Raw genomic sequence first — 17,388 nt, forward strand, 5'->3', positions numbered from 1 at the left:
GGGACGGCCGTAATTCGATTGACCCCGTCCGCCGGTCGGCGCTGCACTGTGCCGGAACACCACGCACCGTGGTGGCAGGACCGCGGGGAGGCAGCGCCGACGATGGAGATACGTTCCACGACCGACCAGGACCGTCAGGTCTTCGTCGACACGCTCCATGCCGCGTTCGGGCTCTTCCCGGAGACCCCGGCCGAGGACGGCGGCGGGGTCTGGTGGTCCGCGTTCGAAACGGACCGCGGCCTGCTCGCCGTGACGGCGGACGGGCGGCCCGTCGGCACCGCCGGCGCGTACTCCTTCGAGCTCACCCTGCCCGGCGGGATCCCCGTCCCGGTCCCCGGGGTGACCGCCGTCGGCGTCCTGCCCTCGCACCGGCGCCGGGGCGTGGCCCGCGCGATGATGCGGCATCAGCTCACCGGACTGCGGGCCCGAGGGGACTTCCTCTCCGTGCTGCTGGCCTCCGAAGCGCTCATATACCGCAGGTTCGGCTACGGACCGGCGACCTACACTCGACAGCTGACGGTCCCCCGCCACCGCGCCGCCCCCGCCCTCCCACGGGCACGCGGCACGGCCGACGCGGACGCATCGACGACCGGCACGGTCGAGGTACTGCGGCGCGCCGAGTGCGCCGAGATCCTGGAAGAGGTCTACGACCGCTACCGCCGCGCCCAGCCCGGCGCGCTGTCCCGGCCGCACCGCTGGTGGGCCCTGCGCGCGGGGCAGCCCCCGATCTCCCCGGCGCCGCGCTACATCGCCGTCCACCGGGACACCGACGGCGTCCCGGACGGGTATGCCAGTTACTCGCTCGAGTCCGGAACCCTGACGGTCGACGAGACCATCGCCACCGACGACGCCGCCTACACGGCCCTGGCCCGGTTCCTGCTCGAACACGACCTGGTCACCAAGGTCGTGTTCAAACACGTCGCGCCCGACCACCCGCTGCGCTGGCAGCTCGCGGACTACCGCGCCGCCGAGGTGAGCGGCGACATGGACTGGCTCTGGGTGCGGCTGCTGGACGTTCCGCGTGCGCTGACCGCGCGCGGCTGGTTCACGGACGGCGAGCTCGTCCTCGACGTCGACGACCCGTTCCTCGGCGAGCACGACCGCTACCTGCTGACCGTCCGCGACGGCAAGGCCGACTGCGTCCCGACGGACCGGGCCCCCGACCTCTCCCTGGACATCACCGACCTGGGCTCGGTCTACCTCGGCGGCACCGCCCCCGGCACGCTCGTGCGTGCCGGGCACATCACGGCCCACCGCCCGGACGCGGCCACCCTCGCCGACGCCCTGTTCCGCGCCGACCGCTCGCCGCACTGCCTGCACTGGTTCTGAAGCAGGACAAGACCGGCCAGGACGTGGCGGGCCGCGCGCTGGGCGCAGGGTGACTTCACGGAGCATCTGTCGGTCGTGGGGTTCCCCGGCCGCGGGCTGCGGGAGTACACCCGCGACCGGTTCACGCAGTTGAAGAGTGAGCAGGCCAGGCTGTTGGGAAGCACCGACCGTCGACCGCGTCGTGCGCGGTAGACCTCGTCGCGGCCGAACAAGCCGGGCGTCACTGGCGACAAGCCGTCACGGACACCTCCGCCCAGACCGTCTTGCCCACGGGCTGACGAGGCATCCAGCCCCACCGCAGGGCCAGGGCGTCCACGAGGAGCAGACCGCGGCCCGACTCCCCGTCGGGGAAGGACGAGGGCGCGGCGGCCGGCGGCCTCTTCGCGGCGGCGTCAGCGACCTCGACGCGCACCAGGTCCGCCGCGGTGTCGAAGTCGAGCCGGAGACCGAAGGTGCGCCCCGGCACCCGGCCGTGCCGCACCGCGTTGGCGGCGAGTTCGGCGACGACGAGAGCGACCGTGCACGACGCGTCCGACGCGGCGGGAAAGCCCCACTCCGCCAGGCACCGCACGGCCTGGTGCCGAGCGTGCCGCGCCCCTTGGGCGGAGGACGCGAACTGCGCGCTCCAACGGGGCTCCTTGGGTTCCTTCTCCGATGTGACCGTTTCTGTCAGCACAGCCCGCCAATCCTCACCTGTACACGAGTCGTCACGTTCCGTACTCAAGAGTCGTCCCGGCGTCCTAGGCTCGGAAGGTGACACAGCCTTACTTCTCGGTTCGTAAGGGACGGAAGTGACGCCTTGGCCAACGGAATCGACTCCAGTACGTCGATGGCGGCGCTGTTCGGCGCGCGGGTACGGAGGCTGCGCCTCGCCGCCGGGCTGACCCAGGCCGAACTGGGCGCCGCCGTGCACGTGGTGAGCACCCGGATCACCCAGATCGAGCGGGCCTCCGGAGCGAAGCCGACGCTCGAACTGGCGCGGGCGCTGGACACGGTCCTGGGCACCGACGACCTGCTGGCGGAGCTGTGGCCGTACGTGCACCGGGAGGCGTTTCCGGACTGGTCACGGAAGTTCATGGCGTACTCGGAGCGGGCGGTGGTCATCCGGCAGTACGCGGCGCACGTGGTGCCGGGTTTGTTGCAGACGGAGGACTACGCGCGAGCCGTGCTGAGTGTCGGCCGAACACTCGACGGCAAGGAACAGTTGGAGGAGCGGGTCACCGCCCGTATGGGCCGTCAGGAACGGCTCGGCGGGGCCGACCGGCCGGAGTTGTGGGTGGTCCTCGACGAGGCGGTACTGAGGCGGCCGGTCGGCGGCCCGGTGGTCATGCGGGAGCAGTTGGAGCGAGTGCTCGACGTCGCGACGGGGTCTCATCTCACCGTGCAGGTACTGCCGTTCGACCAGGGTGAGCACGACGTCATGGGCGGCTCGCTCACGCTCCTGACAATGCCGGACGGCTCGGAAGCCGCCTACACGGAGGGCGCTCACTACGGCCAACTCGTCGAGGATCCGCACGAGGTCAGGAGCTTCGCGCTGACCTACGATCGGCTACGGGCGGCAGCCCTGCCCCCGCTCATGTCGCTCGACATGATCCGATCCGTGATGGAGGACAGTCACCGTGGAGCGAACGTCCCGTCCCGATCTGAACGACGCCGCCTGGCGCAGGAGCAGCTACAGCAATCAGGAGGGGGGCGACTGCGTGGAGGTGGCCGACGGGTTCCCCGGCGCCGTCCCCGTACGTGACAGCAAGGTCCCGCAGGGTTCGGCGCTGTGCTTCGACGCCACCGCCTGGGCCGCTTTCATAGGCGAGTTGAAGGTCAGGGACCGCCGTCACTGAGCCCGCCGGGCTCCGGACGCCGTCCATGTCCCGGGCTCGCCGGACCCTTGTCCGCGAGGGTCCGGTGGGCCGCTGACCTCCTTGAAGAACCGGGGGAAAGAACTACCCGCCCACCCACCCTCCCCGGCCGGGACTGGCATCCCGATCGAGGGTGTCCGCAGTCGACCCTCGTGTCGTGGGTGAAGGGCCGGGCCGCCGGAGCGCCGCCGGTGCACCAGGTCGAGCCAGTACGGAAAGGGCAGCCTTCGGTGCCGTTCATCGCGGTGGCCGAGGCACACGTCCTTCGTTCTCCGCGCACCCTGGGACTCCGCATGAGCGAGATCAGGGAGGCGGCATCCGCCGTACGGGACGCCTTCGACACCCCCTACGGCCTCGTGTCCAAACCAGGCCGTCGCGAAGGGCGGCCCGGCGGTGTACGCGGTGCGGTGTGACCGTGTCGAGCGCGCATGGCCCTGACCGGGGTCAGTTGTTCCAGCTCTCGTCGTACGGGTCGGACGGTACCGGGATCGGCTTGGCCTGTGTGACGTTCAGGTACGGGATCGGGCCGTTGTTCACCGGGTCGTGGGTGACGCGTGCGGTGTAGGTGCCCGTCACCTGGAGCCAGGCGTCCGGCTGGAGGACCGGGGGGATCTTGCCCGTCAGGGCCACCTTCACCGGCTGGGCGTCCGCCGCACAGCAGTTGAGGGCCATCCGCACCAGGTAGGGGGCGCCGCTCTTGTCCAGGGCCACGAAACCGGTGATGCGCACGCTCCGGCCGCCGAACGAACGGCCGTGGTCGTAGACCGCGCGGCCCGCGTAGTCGACCAGGTTGATCGGGATCGGGTCCGACTTCGGCAACTTCATGTAGCCGTAAGGCTGTTGCAGGGCCGTGCCCGCGCGCACCGCGCTGTAGGAGCCGAGCGCGGGCGGGGCGACGAGGATCAGGGCGAGGAGGGGAAGGACCAGGAGCCACGAGATACGGGGTTCCGGATGGGCGTGGTCGTGGGTCTGGTCGTGGTCGTGGGTCTGGTCGTGGTCGTGGGTCTGGTCGTGGTCGTGGGTGTGGTCGTCTCCGGATGTGGTGCGGGTGCGGGTGCGGGCTCGCCACTCGTACCACGCCGTCGCCAGGGCCGCGACGATCAGGACCGCGCCCGCCGCCAGGATGAGCGGTTGCAGGCCCGCCTTGACGTAGCGGAGGTAGAGGTCGGTCAGGCCCGCGTGCAGCAGGGCCGCCCCCACCAGGAACATCACCGCCGCCTGTGCCTGCCGGTTCACAGCAGCACCGCCCCGGTCAGGACCGCGCCCGCGATGGCCGCGGCGAAGGTGGCGGGGGCGAACCGCAGGGCGAAGCCGCGGCCGAACGTGCCCGCCTGCATCGCGAAGAGCTTGAGGTCGATCATCGGGCCCACGATCAGGAACGCCAGCTTGGCGGTGAGGGAGAACTGGGTCAGGGAGGCCGCCACGAACGCGTCCGCCTCCGAGCAGATGGACAGCAGCACGGCCAGGACCGACAGGGCCAGGATCGCCACCACCGGGTTGGCGGCCGCGGTCCGCAGCCACTCCGCCGGGGCCACGGCCTTCAGCGTCGCCGCGGCCATCGCGCCGAGCACCAGGAAGCCGCCCGCGTGCATGGTGTCGTGCCGGACCGAGGACCAGAAGGCCTCCATCCTCGTCTCGCCCTCGTGGTGCGCGTGCGCCGGCGTGCGCAGCCAGTCGGTGCGGCCGAGCCGCTGCCACAGCCAGCCCATCGCGCACGCCACCAGGAGGCTGCCGCCGAACCGGGCCAGCACCATCTCGGGGTCGCGCGGGAACGCCACGGCCGTCGCCGTCAGCACGATCGGGTTGATCGCCGGGGCGGAGAGGAGGAAGGCGATGGCCGCGGCGGGCGTGACGCCCCGGCGGACCAGGGCTCCGGCCACCGGGACCGACGCGCACTCGCAGCCCGGCAGGACCACACCGGCCAGGCCCGCGACCGGAACGGCCAGGGCGGGGCGGCTGGGCAGGGCGCGCGCGAAGAACGAGGGGGGTACGAACACCGCGATCGCCGCGGAGAGCAGTACGCCCAGCACGAGGAAGGGGAGCGCCTGGACGACCACCGCCACGAACACCGTCATCCAGCTCTGCATCACCGGCTTCGCGAGCGCACCGCGCACCGGACCCTGGAAGACCACGACCAGAAGCAGCAACAGGGTCAGGACCAAGGGCGAGTTGAGGTGCCAGCCCTCCTGCTCGGAACGGGCGGCGCCGACAGGGCCGGCAGGACGGTCAGCGCGCCCGGTGCGTTCGGCGTGATCGGCGTGATCGGTGCGTTCGGCGTGTTCGGTGGTGTCGGCACCGCCGGGGCGCTCGTCGTGGGGGGCCGGCCCGGGCGGGGCGGCTTTCTCGGTGATGGCCACGGGTCGGATACCTCCGGCACTTCGGTCAGATCCGGGATTATGCTCCCTCCCCCTCCCTACGGGCGGACCGGGGCGGCTGTTCACTTCGTTGCTGGAACCATGCGTCCCGTTGAGGCAGTCTTTTCCCTCGTGGCGAGCGTTCCGTATCAAGGTGGTGGCCCGGCACCCATGGTGGTGTGCGGGGACGACGGGCTCGCGCACCGGCTGGCCGCCGAGTTGCGCACGGTGTACGGCGAACAGGTCACCCTGGTCGTGCCGCCGAACGAACGCACCGCCCGCCCACCGGTCGTGGGACGCGCCCGTGCCGCCTCGGCCGCGCTGCTGGACCGGGTGGTCAGCGCCGCCGTCGCACGGGCGGGCGGCAACGGCGGGAACGGCGGCAGCGGCAGCGCCGGTGGGACCGGCGGCCCCGGTCCGGGCACCGGGGAAGGCCCGCACGGGGAACGCGTGTTGGAGGCCCCCGAGGCGACCGAGGCCGTGCTCGCCGAGGCGGGTGTGGAACGGGCCGCCGCGCTCGCCCTCGTCTATGACGACGACGAGACCAACATCCGCGCCGCCCTCACCGCCCGTCGGCTGAACCCCCGGCTGCGGCTGGTGCTGCGGCTGTACAACCGGCGGCTCGGCCAGCACATCGAGGAACTCCTCGACCAGGCGGCCGCGTTGGCGATCGGGGACGCGGACGGCGGTGCGGGGGACGCCGCCACGACCGTGCTCTCCGACGCCGACACCGCGGCCCCCGCGCTCGCCGCCACCGCGCTCGCCGGGAACGGCAAGGTCATCCAGACCGACGGGCTGGTGCTGCGGGCGGTCGAACTGCCGCCCGGGTCCGGTGCGGTGACCCGGCAGGGCACCCGACCGGGCTCTTTCCCGCTGGCGTTGCTCTCCCCCAACAACACCGGTCCACTGCCCGCGGGCGTCGCGGGTGACCAGGGGCCGCGGCTGCTGCCCGACGAGGCGGAGGTACGGGCCGCGGGCGAGCGGGGCGTGATGGTGCTGGAGCAGGTGTCGACGTCCGCAGGGACGACGGCACCGGGCGGACGCGGCGGCGGGGTCGGGGCCGGCGTCGTACCGGCGCTCGCCTCGCTGTTCTCGCGACGGCTCAGGTGGTCGCTGGCCGGGCTCGCGGGGTGCGTGATCGCGCTCGCGATCGCGCTGTCCGTGGTGACGGGCATCCATCCGGTACGGGCCTTCTACTACACGCTCCTCGACCTGTTCGCCATCGACGATCCCGCGATCGGGGCCTCGGTCGGCCGGCAGATCCTCCAGTTGCTGTCGGGGCTGATGGGCCTGCTGCTGCTGCCGGTACTGCTGGCGGCGGTGCTCGAAGCGCTCGGGACCTTCCGGACCGCGTCCGCGTTGCGGAAGCCGCCGCGCGGGCTGAGCGGGCACGTGGTGCTGCTCGGGCTGGGCAAGATCGGCACGCGGGTGCTGACCCGGCTGCACGAACTGCACGTCCCGGTGGTGTGCGTGGAGTCCGATCCGGACGCGCGCGGGCTGGCGGTGGCACGGCGGCTGCGGGTGCCGGTGGTGCTCGGGGACGTCACCCAGGAAGGGGTCCTGGAGGCCGCCAAGATCCATCGGGCGCAGGCGCTGCTCGCGGTGACCAGCGCGGACACGACGAATCTGGAGGCCGTGCTGTACGCGCGGTCCGTGCGGCCGGATCTCAAGGCCGTGCTGCGGCTGTACGACGACGACTTCGCGACCGCCGTGTACCGGACGCTGCGGGCGGCGCATCCGCGGGCGCTCACCCGGAGCCGGAGCGTGTCGTACCTGGCGGCGCCGTCCTTCGCGGGGGCGATGCTGGGGCGGCAGATCCTCGGGGCGGTGCCGGTGGAGCGGAAGGTGCTGCTGGTGGCGGTGCTGGCGGTGGGCGGGCATCCGCAGTTGGAGGGGCGGACCGTGGCGGGCGCGTTCCGGGCGGGGGCCTGGCGGGTGCTGGGGTTGGAGGGCCGGGCGGGGGTCGCGGACGGGGAGTACGTGATGCGGGGCGGCGACCGGGTGGTGGTGGCCGCGACTCGGAGGGGGTTGGCCGAGTTGTCGGGGCGGGTGCCGCCCACCCAGCCACCCGTCTCGGTGAGTTGAGAGGGGGGCGGGTGGGGGCGGCCGCTTCGTATCCGCGGCTGGGCGGGGGCTGAGCGCGCGGTTCCTCCCCCAGCCTTCGGCCGAGAGTACCCCCAGCGCCCCTACGGGGCGCTTCAGTACCGCGCGTCAGCAGTGCTCGGCTTCCCAGCCGGTGTGCTCAGTGTGCCGTGCGGTCAAAGGGGTGCCTCGGCCTTCTCCTTCAGGTGGCGTTCCGCGAACTCCATCTCCAGCCTCAGTTGTTTGATGCGTTCGTCGACCACCAGGGAACCGTGGCCCGCGTCGTAGCGGTACACCTCGTGGGGGGCCGAGCGGGCCGCCAGGCGGCTGACGTAGTTGTCGATCTGGCGGATCGGGCAGCGCGGGTCGTTGACGCCGGCCGAGATGTAGACGGGGGCCTTCACGTCGTCGACGTAGGTCAGGGGCGAGGAGGCCGCGAAGCGGTCGGGGACCTCTTCCGGCGTGCCGCCCAGCAGCGTGCGGTCCATCGCCTTCAGTGACTCCATCTCGTCGTGGTACGCCGTGACGTAGTCGGCGACCGGGACGACGGCGATGCCCACCGCCCAGGACGCGGGCTGGGTGCCGAGGCCGAGGAGGGTGAGGTAGCCGCCCCAGGAACCGCCGGTCAGGATCAGCCGGTCCGGGTCGGCGAGACCGGACTCGACCGCCCAGTCCCGCACCGCCGCGACGTCCTCCAGCTCGATCAGGCCCACCCGGTGCTTCAACGCGTCCGTCCAGGCGCGGCCGTAGCCGGTGGAGCCGCGGTAGTTGACGCGGACCACCGCGTAGCCGTGGTCCACCCAGGCCGCCGGGCCGGCCGCGAAGCCGTCGCTGTCGTGCCAGGTCGGGCCGCCGTGCAGGTCGAAGACGGTGGGCAGCGGGCCGACCGCGCCGGCCGGCTTCTGGATCAGGGCGTGGATGAGGCCGCCCGGACCCTCCACCCACGCGTCCGTGACCGGGACCGACGGGGGACACTTCATCCCCGGCGGGTCCAGGACGACCGCGCCCGTCGTGGAGCGGACCACCGGCGGCTCGGCGGCCGACGACCAGAGGTACTCGACCGTGCCGTCCGGGCGGGCCGTGGCCCCGGAGACGGATCCCGGCGGGGTGGGGATCCGGGTCAGCTCGTGCGTCCCCAGGTCGTAGCGGAAGAGTTCGCTGCGGGCCTTGTGGCTGTGCGCGATCAGCAGGGCGCTGCCGTCCGGATACCACTCGGCGCTCACGTCGCCCGGCAGGTCCAGGGTCAGGTCCGTCTGCCCGCCGGTCACGACGTCCCAGACCAGCGGCTCCCAGCGGCCCCGGCGCTGATGGCCGATGAGCAGCCGCGGGTCGCCGTCGACCGGGGCGAAGCCCAGCACCTCCAGGCCCAGTTCCTCCGCGCCGCCCCTGGTGTCGTCCAGCTCCGCCACCTTCGTGCCGTCGGGGCGGACCACCCGCAGCGCCGAATGCATCGCGTCACCGTGCTCGGTGTGCTCGATCGCGATCAGCGACCCGTCGTGGGAGAGGTCGCCGACGCCCGCGGACTCCGCGTGCCGGTAGATCTCGGACGGTGCCTCACCGGCTCTGACCAGGTAGATCGTCGTACCTTCGGCATCCGTGGAGCGGCCGACGACCGCCGTGCGGCCGTCCCGGCCGAGTGCCAGGCCCGAGGGGTAGGACGGCTCCAGGCCCGGTGCCGCCTCCTCGTCGGCGCCGCCCCCGAAGGGCTGGCGGCGCCAGACGCCGAACTCGTCACCGTCCTTGTCGTCGAACCACCAGATCCACGCGCCGTCCGGGGAGAGCAGCCCGTCCGTCGTGCCGTTCGGCCGGTTCGTCGCCTGCCTCTGCTCTCCGCTGGCGCGGTCCCAGGCGTACAGCTCGTACGTCCCCGTCGCGTTCGACACGAACAGGGAACGGTCGGGGGCGTCCTCCGCCCAGTCCGGCAGGGAGACCCGAGGGGCGCGGAAGCGCTTCTCCCAGTCCGGCATGTCGCTCTCACTCATGGCCGCAGTCATGGCCCCATAGTGCCTGCCCCCGCCCACAATGCGCTGGGTCGCGCCCGTGGCCTGTGGATAACTTTGCGAACAGCCGGGAGCGGAGGGGCCGACGCGGGCCACCCCACCCCCAACCCCCCGCAAAGCGCCCCGTACCGTGGACAGGGTGTACCGGTTCCTGCTGACACCCCGCTGGTGGGGCATCAACGTCTTCGTGCTGCTCGCCATCCCGTTCTGCATCTTCATGGGGTCGTGGCAGCTGAGCCGATTCGAGGCGCGGGTCGACGCGCACCGCACCGCCGACAAGCAGGTCGAGACGGCCCGGACGGAAGCGGCCCGGCCGCTGGCCGACCTGCTCCCCGTCGACCAGACCACCTCCGGCAAGCGCGCCACCGTCAGCGGCCGGTACGCCAAGCAGCTGCTGGTGCCCGGCCGGCAGCTCGACGGCCACGACGGCTACTACGTGCTGACCCTGCTGCGCACCGACTCCGGCAAGGCCCTGCCCGTGGTACGCGGCTGGCTGCCCGGCAAGGCGGACGCCTCCCGGGCTCCCGCGCCGCCCACCGGCGAGGTCACCGTCACCGGCGCGCTCCAGGCCTCCGAGACGCCGGGGGACAACGGCGTCAGCGCCCAGGGCGGGCTGCCGTCGGGACAGACGGCGGCGATCAGCGCGGCCTCGCTGGTGAACCTGGTGCCGTACCCGGTGTACGACGCGTGGATCACCCTGGACAAGGCCGACTCGGGGATGACGGCCGTACCGGCGACCGCGCCGGACAACTCGGGGCTCGATCTGAAGGCGTTCCAGAACCTCGGCTACACCGGCGAGTGGTTCGTGTTCGCGGGGTTCGTGGTGTTCATGTGGTTCCGGCTGCTGCGCCGCGAGGTGGAGTTCGCGCGGGACGCGGAGCTCGGCCTGGTCCCGGACGAGGAGGCCGGCCGGCCGACCGCGGCGGTCTGACCGGCCCCGCCGCGGACACCCGCGCCCGGGGCCGCGGCCACGCCGGGCGTCACACCGCGGACAGGACCCCGGTCCAGTAGACCGTCCCGGCGCATGCGTTCGGCACCGTCGTCGAGCCGGTCGGGGACCCGGCCTCGGGGGTGTACGACACCGCGATGCTGCCGTCGGCCGTGCCGTCCTCGGTGAGCAGCTGGGTGGTGACGCCTTCGGACCCGCTCGTGGTCGTACCGGTGCCGCTGCTCGCGTCCTCGGACGGGCTCGGGGAGGTCGAGGGGCTGTCGGTGGAACCGCCGCTGGAGCCGGTGGTGGGACAGGTCTCCGACGGGACGAAGCCGAACTTCTCCTCGTAGGCCGCGCCGGGCGCCAGGACCAGGCCGGTGAGCTCGGTCGTCGGGTCGGGCAGCCCGGCCGCCGCGTCACCCGAGGTGTGCCGGACGGTGAGGACCTTGGTGGGATCGGCCGCGCCCTGCGCGAGGGAGCTCACGCTGCCGGGGCCGCCGACGGTACAGCTCGCCGTCGAGACGTTCACGACGCGGAAGGTGCCGTAGACGACGCCCGTCGAGTCGGGGGCGCCGACGGTGGCGGACGGGGTGCCGAGCTGGGCCGAGGTACAGACGGGGGCGCTGCTGGCGGCGCCCGCCGTGGGGACGACCTTGGTGCCGCCGACCGTCCCGGTGCTCTCGTCCTTGCCGCCGCCCTTGGTGTCGCCGGGGGGCCGGCTGGCCGTCTGGCCGCCGGAGCCGCCCGCGGTGCCGGAGCCGCCGTCCGGGTCCTTGCCGCCGGCGGAGCCGCCCTGGGCCTGGGAGGCCTGGCCGGCCATGGAGGTGTTGGGGTCGGTGCCGCCGGAGTTCGAGACGTGCACGAGGGCCGGGATCGCGGTGCCGATGAACAGGGCGGCGGCGGCCATGCCGACGGCGGCCTGGCGCTTGCGGGCCCGGCGGGCGGGCACCGCGCGGCGCAGCCGGTCGAGGGCGCCGTCGCGGGGCGCGAGGTCGTCGACCGCGGTGTGCAGCAGCCGGCGCAGGGCCAGCTCGTCCGTGCCGAGTGCGTCCAGGGCGTCGTCGGAGGGTCCGTCCGGGGCGGCGGGGCCTTCGGCACCGCGGCCGAAGCCGGAGCCGAAGGGGCCGAGCCCGCTCCGGAGCCCTTCAGAGCCCTGTCCGAGGCCCTCCGGGCCCTTTTCGTCGGGGCCGTGGTTCACAGTTCCGTTCCCAGCGTGCGATTGCTTGTGCTCTTGCTCGTGACCTGACGAATCCGGTTCCCCCGGACCGCCGTCCTCGCGGTCTCCCGGGCCGGGAACCGCGTGGCCTCCCGAGCCGGGAGCCTCCTGGTCCCCCGTCGGCTCGTGCCAGGCGTAGGGCTCGTGGCGATCATGTGAGTCGCCTCCCTCGGGGCTGTCCGTCATGCCGAGGCCTCCATCGCGACCCGCAGCGCCGCGATGCCGCGCGAGCCGTACGCCTTCACCGATCCCAGCGAGATGCCGAGTGTCTCGGCGACCTGGGCCTCGGTCATGTCGGCGAAGTACCGCAGCACCAGGACCTCGCGCTGCCGGCGCTGCAAACCCTTCATCGCCTTGATGAGGTCACGCCGCTCCAGCTGGTCGTAGGCCCCTTCCTCCGCGCTCGCCATGTCGGGCATCGGCTTGGAGAGGAGCTTGAGGCCGAGGATGCGGCGGCGCAGCGCGGAGCGGGAGAGGTTGACGACCGTCTGGCGGAGGTAGGCCAGGGTCTTCTCCGGGTCGCGGACGCGTTTGCGGGCGGAGTGGACTCGGATGAACGCCTCCTGGACGACGTCCTCGCAGGAGGCGGTGTCGTCGAGGAGGAGCGCGGCGAGACCGAGGAGCGAACGGTAGTGGGCCCGGTAGGTCTCGGTGAGGTGGTCGACCGTCGTACCGGCGGCGGCCGTCCCTTCCGCGTCGTCGCGCTGGCTGGGTATGCGGGTGGGCCGCGCTGCGGGCATGGGCGCGATCACCGGCATGCCGCCGGGCGCGCCGGACACGCGGGGGCGCAGGCCGGCGCGGGGCGGCCGGAGGGCCGTCGCGCCGCGGGGCGCACTGAGTTCGAGTACGTCTGCCACGCAAGTTGGACACGTTCACCCCCGGCGGGGTTGTACGTGCCGGGCGTCACTTTTGCGGCGGACGTGCCGGACGCGTTCGCGCCACCTCCGCCGGCCAGCTCGCCGGACGTGCTCGACCTCGCTCTTCGCGCGTCCGGCAGCACACCCGACGGTGCCTCGATCGCCGACATTCGTCCCGCTCTTCCCTTGTGTCCCATATGAACGGGCGTCCCCACGCCCAGATCACGGCGTCCCCACGCCAGGATCATGCGTCCCCACGCCCCGAAGGCCGCGGCCACGTAAGCGCCCGGTAAGTGGGCGATCGCAAAGACGCTCCCCGCCGCCCGCGTGGTTGCGGAGGACGGGGAGGAAAATCTTCGAACGCCGAGGGCCCCGGGTTCAAGAGGTCCGGACCATGCTCCGGACCACATTTCTTACGGGAATCCTAACCGTGGGCGCGCTCCCATCAAGGGCGTTTCCCGTGGTCACCGGCTGTTCACGCAAACTCCGCCGTTCCTGAACGGCCGGTCAGCTCGGCCGCCACCAGCTCGGCGATCTGCGCGGTGTTCAGCGCGGCCCCCTTGCGGAGGTTGTCGCCGCAGACGAAAAGTTCCAGGGCGGTCGGGTCGTCGAGCGCCCGCCGGACCCGCCCGACCCAGGTCGGATCGGTGCCCACCACGTCGGCCGGCGTCGGGAACTCGCCGGCGGCGGGGTTGTCGAAGAGGACGACACCCGGGGCCGTGTCGAGGATCTCCCGGGCCTTCTCGACCGTGACCTCGCCCTGGAAGCGGGCGTGCACGGTCAGGGAGTGCGTGGTGACCACCGGTACCCGGACACACGTCACCGCGACCGGCAGCCTCGGCAGCCCGAGGATCTTGCGGGACTCGTCCCGGACCTTCATCTCCTCCGAGGACCAGCCGTCCTCCCGCAGCGACCCGGCCCACGGGACGACGTTGAGCGCGACCGGCTCCGGAAACGGCCCGGTGCTGTCCCCGACGGCCCGCCGCACGTCACCGGGCTTGGTGCCCAGCTCCGTACCGGCCACCATCGACAGCTGGGCCCGCAGCGTCTCCACGCCGGCCCGCCCGGCGCCGCTCACCGCCTGGTACGACGACACCACCAGCTCGCGCAGCCCGAACTCGGCGTGCAGCGCGCCCAGGGCGACGATCATCGACAGGGTGGTGCAGTTGGGGTTGGCGATGATCCCGCGGCCCCGGTTGCGGGCGCAGTGCGGGTTGACCTCGGGGACCACGAGGGGCACCTCCGGGTCCATCCGGAAGGCGCCCGAGTTGTCCACCACGACCACGCCCCTGGCCGCGGCGACCGGCGCCCAGCGCGCGGACACCTCGTCGGGCACGTCGAACATGGCGACGTCGATCCCGTCGAAGGCGGCCTCCGACAGGGCGACGACCTCGACCTCCTCCCCGCGCACGGTCAGCTTGCGGCCGGCCGAGCGCGCGGAGGCGATCAGGCGGATCTCGCCCCAGACGTCCGCCCGCTGGGACAGGATCTGGAGCATGACCGTGCCGACGGCCCCGGTCGCCCCCACGACCGCGAGCGCCGGCTTGGCAGTCGCTGCCATCAGCGGCCGGTGCCCCCGTAGACCACGGCCTCGTCGGTGTCCGAGTCCAGGCCGAAGGCGGAGTGCACGGCGCGCACGGCCTCCGGCACGTCGTCGGCGCGGGTGACGACCGAGATGCGGATCTCGGAGGTCGAGATCAGCTCGATGTTCACGCCGGCGTCGGACAGCGCCTCGAAGAACGAGGCGGTGACCCCCGGATTGGTCTTCATACCCGCGCCGACCAGTGAGATCTTGCCGATCTGGTCGTCGTAGCGCAGCGAGTCGAAGCCGATGCCCGGACGGTTCTTCTCCAGCGCGTCGATGGCCTTGCGGCCCTCGGTCTTGGGCAGCGTGAAGGAGATGTCCGTCAGGCCGGTGGCCGCGGCGGACACGTTCTGGACGACCATGTCGATGTTGATCTCGGCGTCCGCGATGGTCCGGAAGATGGCGGCGGCCTCACCCGGCTTGTCCGGCACACCGACGACCGTGATCTTGGCCTCGGAGGTGTCGTGCGCGACACCGGAGATGATGGCCTGCTCCACCTTCTTGTCCCCAATCGGCTTGCTGCTGACCCACGTGCCCTGTAGTCCGCTGAAGCTGGACCGCACGTGGATCGGGATGTTGTAACGGCGGGCGTACTCCACACAGCGGTGGAGCAGCACCTTGGAACCGGAGGCGGCGAGCTCCAGCATGTCCTCGAAGGAGATCCAGTCGATCTTCCGCGCCTTCTTCACCACGCGCGGGTCGGCGGTGAACACACCGTCGACGTCGGTGTAGATCTCGCAGACCTCGGCGTCGAGCGCGGCGGCGAGGGCCACGGCCGTGGTGTCGGACCCGCCGCGCCCCAGCGTGGTGATGTCCTTCTTGTCGGCGCTGACGCCCTGGAACCCGGCGACGATGGCGATGTTGCCCTCGTCGAGCGCGGTGCGGATGCGGCCGGGCGTGACGTCGATGATCCGGGCTTTGTTGTGGACGGAGTCGGTGATCACGCCCGCCTGGCTGCCGGTGAACGACTGGGCCTCGTGGCCCAGGTTTTTGATCGCCATGGCCAGCAGGGCCATGGAGATACGCTCTCCGGCGGTCAGCAGCATGTCGAACTCACGCCCGGCAGGCATCGGGGATACCTGCTCGGCGAGATCGATCAACTCGTCCGTCGTGTCGCCCATCGCGGAAACGACGACAACCACCTGGTTGCCGTTCTTCTTCGCTTCCACGATCCGCTTGGCGACGCGCTTGATGCCCTCGGCATCGGCAACGGAGGAGCCTCCGTACTTCTGCACGACAAGGCCCACGTGCGCTCCTCGCTCGGTTCGTTTGTGTCGGCTCAGTTTAACGAGCGTCCGAATTCCACCAGCCTGCTCCCGCATGGTGAGACGTCGCGCCGGGAGTGTTCGGCCGCTCGCTTCCGGATCGGAACCTGCCCAGCGCACGCCCGGCCACGCGAAAAGTGCCCTGCCTCACAGAGGGCCCTGTGCATTAAGTTTCAAGAATTAAGGTACGAGGCGTGCGCGTACTGCTGGTGGAAGACGACGAACCGGTGGCGGAATCGCTGCGGCGCGGCCTGAGGCGGTACGGCTTCGACGCCGAGTGGGTCACCACGGGCGCCGCCGCACTCGCCCACCCCGGCCCCTACGACGTCGTACTCCTCGATCACGGTGGCCGTCGAGGCGACGGCCGACGAGGTGACGCTCTCCGTCCTGGACGAGGGCCCGGGCATGACCGACGCGGAGAAGTCCCGCGCGTTCGACCGCTTCTGGCGCGGCCAGGGCCTGACCGGCCGCTCCGGCTCCGGCCTCGGCCTGTCCGTCGTACGTCAGCTGGTGACGGACGACGGCGGCACGGTCGCCCTGCGGGACGCTCCCGGCGGTGGGCTGTGGGTGTCGGTCACCCTTCGGGCATCGCCGAGGAGTGGTGGTTGACGATCAGCCACCGGTCGCCGCGCTTCTCGTACTCGTACGTGTACCGGGCCTCGACCACCCGCTCGGCGCCGGTCTTCGGGTCGGTGAGCGTGAACGCGTAGATCCCGGTGTCGATGGCCGAGTCGGAGTCGAGGATGTCGACGACGGTCCGCTTCTTCTCGCCCACCGGCTTGTTCCGCAGGAAGTGCTCGAAGTAGTCGACGATCCCCGCGTGGTCGGTACGGATCCTGTTGCTGACGGTCGGCAGCAGCACCGCGTCCTTCGCGTACAGGTCGGCGACCTTCTCCGGGTCACCGGTGCGCAGGGCCGCGTTCCACCGGTCGAAGAGTGCGGCTATCTGCTTCTTGCTGGGCTTCTGGGGCGCCTTCGAGCCGCCGGCCTGGCTGACCCCCACGCTCACCGTGGCGGCGGTGACGAGGGCGGTGGCTGTGACGAGGGCGGCGCGTACACGGGTCCTGCGAGTCGTTCGGGTCATGACCCAAGACTGTCTTTCCGCTGGTTAGCGCCTGTGCAGCCGACGTACAACGGACGTGCAGGGCCTGGCCAATTCGCGTCCGCTCACCGGTGCAGCAGGCTGATCCCGGCGCCGAGCGAGACGACGCCCATCCCTACGGCGGTCAGCACGCCCTGGGTGCCGTCGACGACGAGGGGCGCGACGGCGGCGACGACGAGGTTGAAGAGGAAGAGGAACCACAGGACGGGGCGGGAGGCGAGCAGGGCTTTCATCGGAGGTCCTTGTTCTCGTTGGCTGACCTGGCGAGATCAACGATTCCGTCTCCCGGCGCCCGCGACGAGGGAGCGTGCTCCCGAACCGTTGGTGTAGCCAGTTACACCATGACGACGACGCTGATACCCCTGACCGGCATCGTGCTGAACTGCGCGGCCGGCGCGACCAGCGTGGTGGCCTGGCGGGCGGCCGGCCACCTCCCCGACCACCACGCCCGCCGCCTGGTCCTCCTGCTGGCCGTAGCGAGGGTGCTCGGCGGCGATCGCCTTGTAGCCCATCGCATGACCCTCATGAAGATGGTCGACGAAGACGGCGATCTCACGGTCGCGGGGGCTCAGGTGTGCGAAGTCCGGGTCGGCGTACGGGTCTTCGTCACCCGCGGGGCGTTTCCCGTAACCCGTTTTGGCCATGGGGAGCGACGGGGACGGCAGGGCAGGGCTAGGCTGGGCGTAAGCCACTGTCGGGGCTCCTCGTTCGCGTAGGTACCGAGGTTCCTCGATACGTAGGTCGAGGCCCCGGAGCCGGTGTTCCCGCACCGACCGGGGCCGATCTGTGTGCCGCGAACCCAGAGCGCCTT

Annotated in this window: 17 protein-coding genes and 2 pseudogenes; 9 read left to right on the plus strand and 10 right to left on the minus strand. The window is 71.9% G+C overall.

Annotated features, from left to right (window positions below; genetic code table 11):
* The first annotated feature begins 102 nt into the window (after window positions 1-102).
* On the plus strand, window positions 103-1,329 hold the full coding sequence (locus tag AAW13_RS35635) for a GNAT family N-acetyltransferase (protein WP_046732242.1): 1,227 nt from the start codon (window positions 103-105) through the stop codon (window positions 1,327-1,329).
* A gap of 220 nt (window positions 1,330-1,549) precedes the next feature.
* Here the strand turns inward: AAW13_RS35635 and AAW13_RS35640 are convergent, their stop codons facing one another.
* Window positions 1,550-2,005, minus strand: a complete 456-nt coding sequence (locus tag AAW13_RS35640) for an ATP-binding protein (RefSeq protein WP_046732243.1) — start codon at window positions 2,003-2,005, stop codon at window positions 1,550-1,552.
* Window positions 2,006-2,158: 153 nt separating this feature from the next.
* Here AAW13_RS35640 and AAW13_RS35645 point away from each other — a divergent pair, with 153 nt between their 5' ends.
* From AAW13_RS35645 to AAW13_RS47700, 3 genes are all read left to right on the plus strand, one after another.
* Window positions 2,159-3,073: a helix-turn-helix domain-containing protein gene (locus AAW13_RS35645; protein WP_046732244.1), complete on the plus strand. Its 915-nt coding sequence runs from the start codon at window positions 2,159-2,161 to the stop codon at window positions 3,071-3,073.
* Complete coding sequence (locus tag AAW13_RS47150; RefSeq protein WP_240528832.1) at window positions 3,036-3,167, plus strand: DUF397 domain-containing protein; 132 nt, start codon at window positions 3,036-3,038, stop codon at window positions 3,165-3,167. Before AAW13_RS35645 ends, AAW13_RS47150 begins: the two co-directional genes overlap by 38 nt.
* Window positions 3,168-3,346: 179 nt before the next feature.
* Complete coding sequence (locus tag AAW13_RS47700; RefSeq protein WP_338059075.1) at window positions 3,347-3,598, plus strand: hypothetical protein; 252 nt, start codon at window positions 3,347-3,349, stop codon at window positions 3,596-3,598.
* A gap of 31 nt (window positions 3,599-3,629) precedes the next feature.
* On the opposite strand, the gene AAW13_RS35660 is transcribed toward AAW13_RS47700, so the two are convergent.
* Window positions 3,630-4,421, minus strand: a complete 792-nt coding sequence (locus AAW13_RS35660; protein ID WP_046732245.1) for a TIGR03943 family putative permease subunit — start codon at window positions 4,419-4,421, stop codon at window positions 3,630-3,632.
* Window positions 4,418-5,536: a permease gene (locus AAW13_RS35665; RefSeq protein ID WP_420855509.1), complete on the minus strand. Its 1,119-nt coding sequence runs from the start codon at window positions 5,534-5,536 to the stop codon at window positions 4,418-4,420. Before AAW13_RS35665 ends, AAW13_RS35660 begins: the two co-directional genes overlap by 4 nt.
* A gap of 174 nt (window positions 5,537-5,710) precedes the next feature.
* Here AAW13_RS35665 and AAW13_RS35670 point away from each other — a divergent pair, with 174 nt between their 5' ends.
* Window positions 5,711-7,624: an NAD-binding protein gene (locus AAW13_RS35670; RefSeq protein WP_046732246.1), complete on the plus strand. Its 1,914-nt coding sequence runs from the start codon at window positions 5,711-5,713 to the stop codon at window positions 7,622-7,624.
* Window positions 7,625-7,797: 173 nt separating this feature from the next.
* Here AAW13_RS35670 and AAW13_RS35675 read toward each other — a convergent pair whose 3' ends face one another.
* Window positions 7,798-9,603, minus strand: coding sequence for a S9 family peptidase (locus AAW13_RS35675; RefSeq protein ID WP_240528829.1), 1,806 nt, complete (start codon window positions 9,601-9,603; stop codon window positions 7,798-7,800).
* A gap of 157 nt (window positions 9,604-9,760) precedes the next feature.
* Between AAW13_RS35675 and AAW13_RS35680 the strand changes: the two genes are divergently transcribed.
* Window positions 9,761-10,552, plus strand: a complete 792-nt coding sequence (locus AAW13_RS35680) for an SURF1 family protein (RefSeq protein WP_046732248.1) — start codon at window positions 9,761-9,763, stop codon at window positions 10,550-10,552.
* A 49-nt stretch (window positions 10,553-10,601) separates the two neighbouring features.
* Here AAW13_RS35680 and AAW13_RS35685 read toward each other — a convergent pair whose 3' ends face one another.
* From AAW13_RS35685 to AAW13_RS35700, 4 genes are all read right to left on the minus strand, one after another.
* On the minus strand, window positions 10,602-11,750 hold the full coding sequence (locus AAW13_RS35685) for a hypothetical protein (RefSeq protein ID WP_071659790.1): 1,149 nt from the start codon (window positions 11,748-11,750) through the stop codon (window positions 10,602-10,604).
* Between the two features lie 200 nt (window positions 11,751-11,950).
* Window positions 11,951-12,625: a SigE family RNA polymerase sigma factor gene (locus AAW13_RS35690; RefSeq protein WP_206306332.1), complete on the minus strand. Its 675-nt coding sequence runs from the start codon at window positions 12,623-12,625 to the stop codon at window positions 11,951-11,953.
* A gap of 475 nt (window positions 12,626-13,100) precedes the next feature.
* Window positions 13,101-14,186 (minus strand): aspartate-semialdehyde dehydrogenase, encoded by a 1,086-nt coding sequence (locus AAW13_RS35695; protein ID WP_046732249.1) that lies wholly within the window; start codon window positions 14,184-14,186, stop codon window positions 13,101-13,103.
* On the minus strand, window positions 14,186-15,457 hold the full coding sequence (locus tag AAW13_RS35700) for an aspartate kinase (RefSeq protein ID WP_046732250.1): 1,272 nt from the start codon (window positions 15,455-15,457) through the stop codon (window positions 14,186-14,188). The genes AAW13_RS35695 and AAW13_RS35700 overlap by 1 nt, the downstream gene beginning before the upstream one ends.
* A 212-nt stretch (window positions 15,458-15,669) precedes the next feature.
* On the opposite strand from AAW13_RS35700, the pseudogene AAW13_RS47155 reads away from it, so the two are divergent.
* Together AAW13_RS47155 and AAW13_RS35715 are read left to right on the plus strand one after the other, a co-directional pair.
* A pseudogene (locus AAW13_RS47155) lies at window positions 15,670-15,840 on the plus strand (response regulator); the annotation flags it as partial.
* Window positions 15,809-16,084, plus strand: a pseudogene (locus AAW13_RS35715) (sensor histidine kinase); the annotation flags it as partial. The pseudogenes AAW13_RS47155 and AAW13_RS35715, both read left to right, overlap by 32 nt.
* Here the strand turns inward: AAW13_RS35715 and AAW13_RS35720 are convergent.
* Together AAW13_RS35720 and AAW13_RS46150 are read right to left on the minus strand one after the other, a co-directional pair.
* The gene (locus AAW13_RS35720; RefSeq protein WP_046732252.1) at window positions 16,050-16,559 is read right to left on the minus strand and encodes an SgcJ/EcaC family oxidoreductase; all 510 of its coding nucleotides are present in this window, start codon (window positions 16,557-16,559) and stop codon (window positions 16,050-16,052) included. The pseudogene AAW13_RS35715 and the gene AAW13_RS35720 overlap by 35 nt on opposite strands.
* An 83-nt stretch (window positions 16,560-16,642) precedes the next feature.
* The gene (locus AAW13_RS46150) at window positions 16,643-16,810 is read right to left on the minus strand and encodes a hypothetical protein (RefSeq protein ID WP_167391767.1); all 168 of its coding nucleotides are present in this window, start codon (window positions 16,808-16,810) and stop codon (window positions 16,643-16,645) included.
* A 108-nt stretch (window positions 16,811-16,918) separates the two neighbouring features.
* Between AAW13_RS46150 and AAW13_RS46155 the strand changes: the two genes are divergently transcribed.
* Window positions 16,919-17,293 (plus strand): hypothetical protein, encoded by a 375-nt coding sequence (locus AAW13_RS46155; protein WP_046732253.1) that lies wholly within the window; start codon window positions 16,919-16,921, stop codon window positions 17,291-17,293.
* The last annotated feature ends 95 nt before the right edge of the window (window positions 17,294-17,388 follow it).

Source organism: Streptomyces humi, from assembly GCF_001005085.2.
GTDB classification, from domain to species: domain Bacteria; phylum Actinomycetota; class Actinomycetes; order Streptomycetales; family Streptomycetaceae; genus Streptomyces; species Streptomyces humi.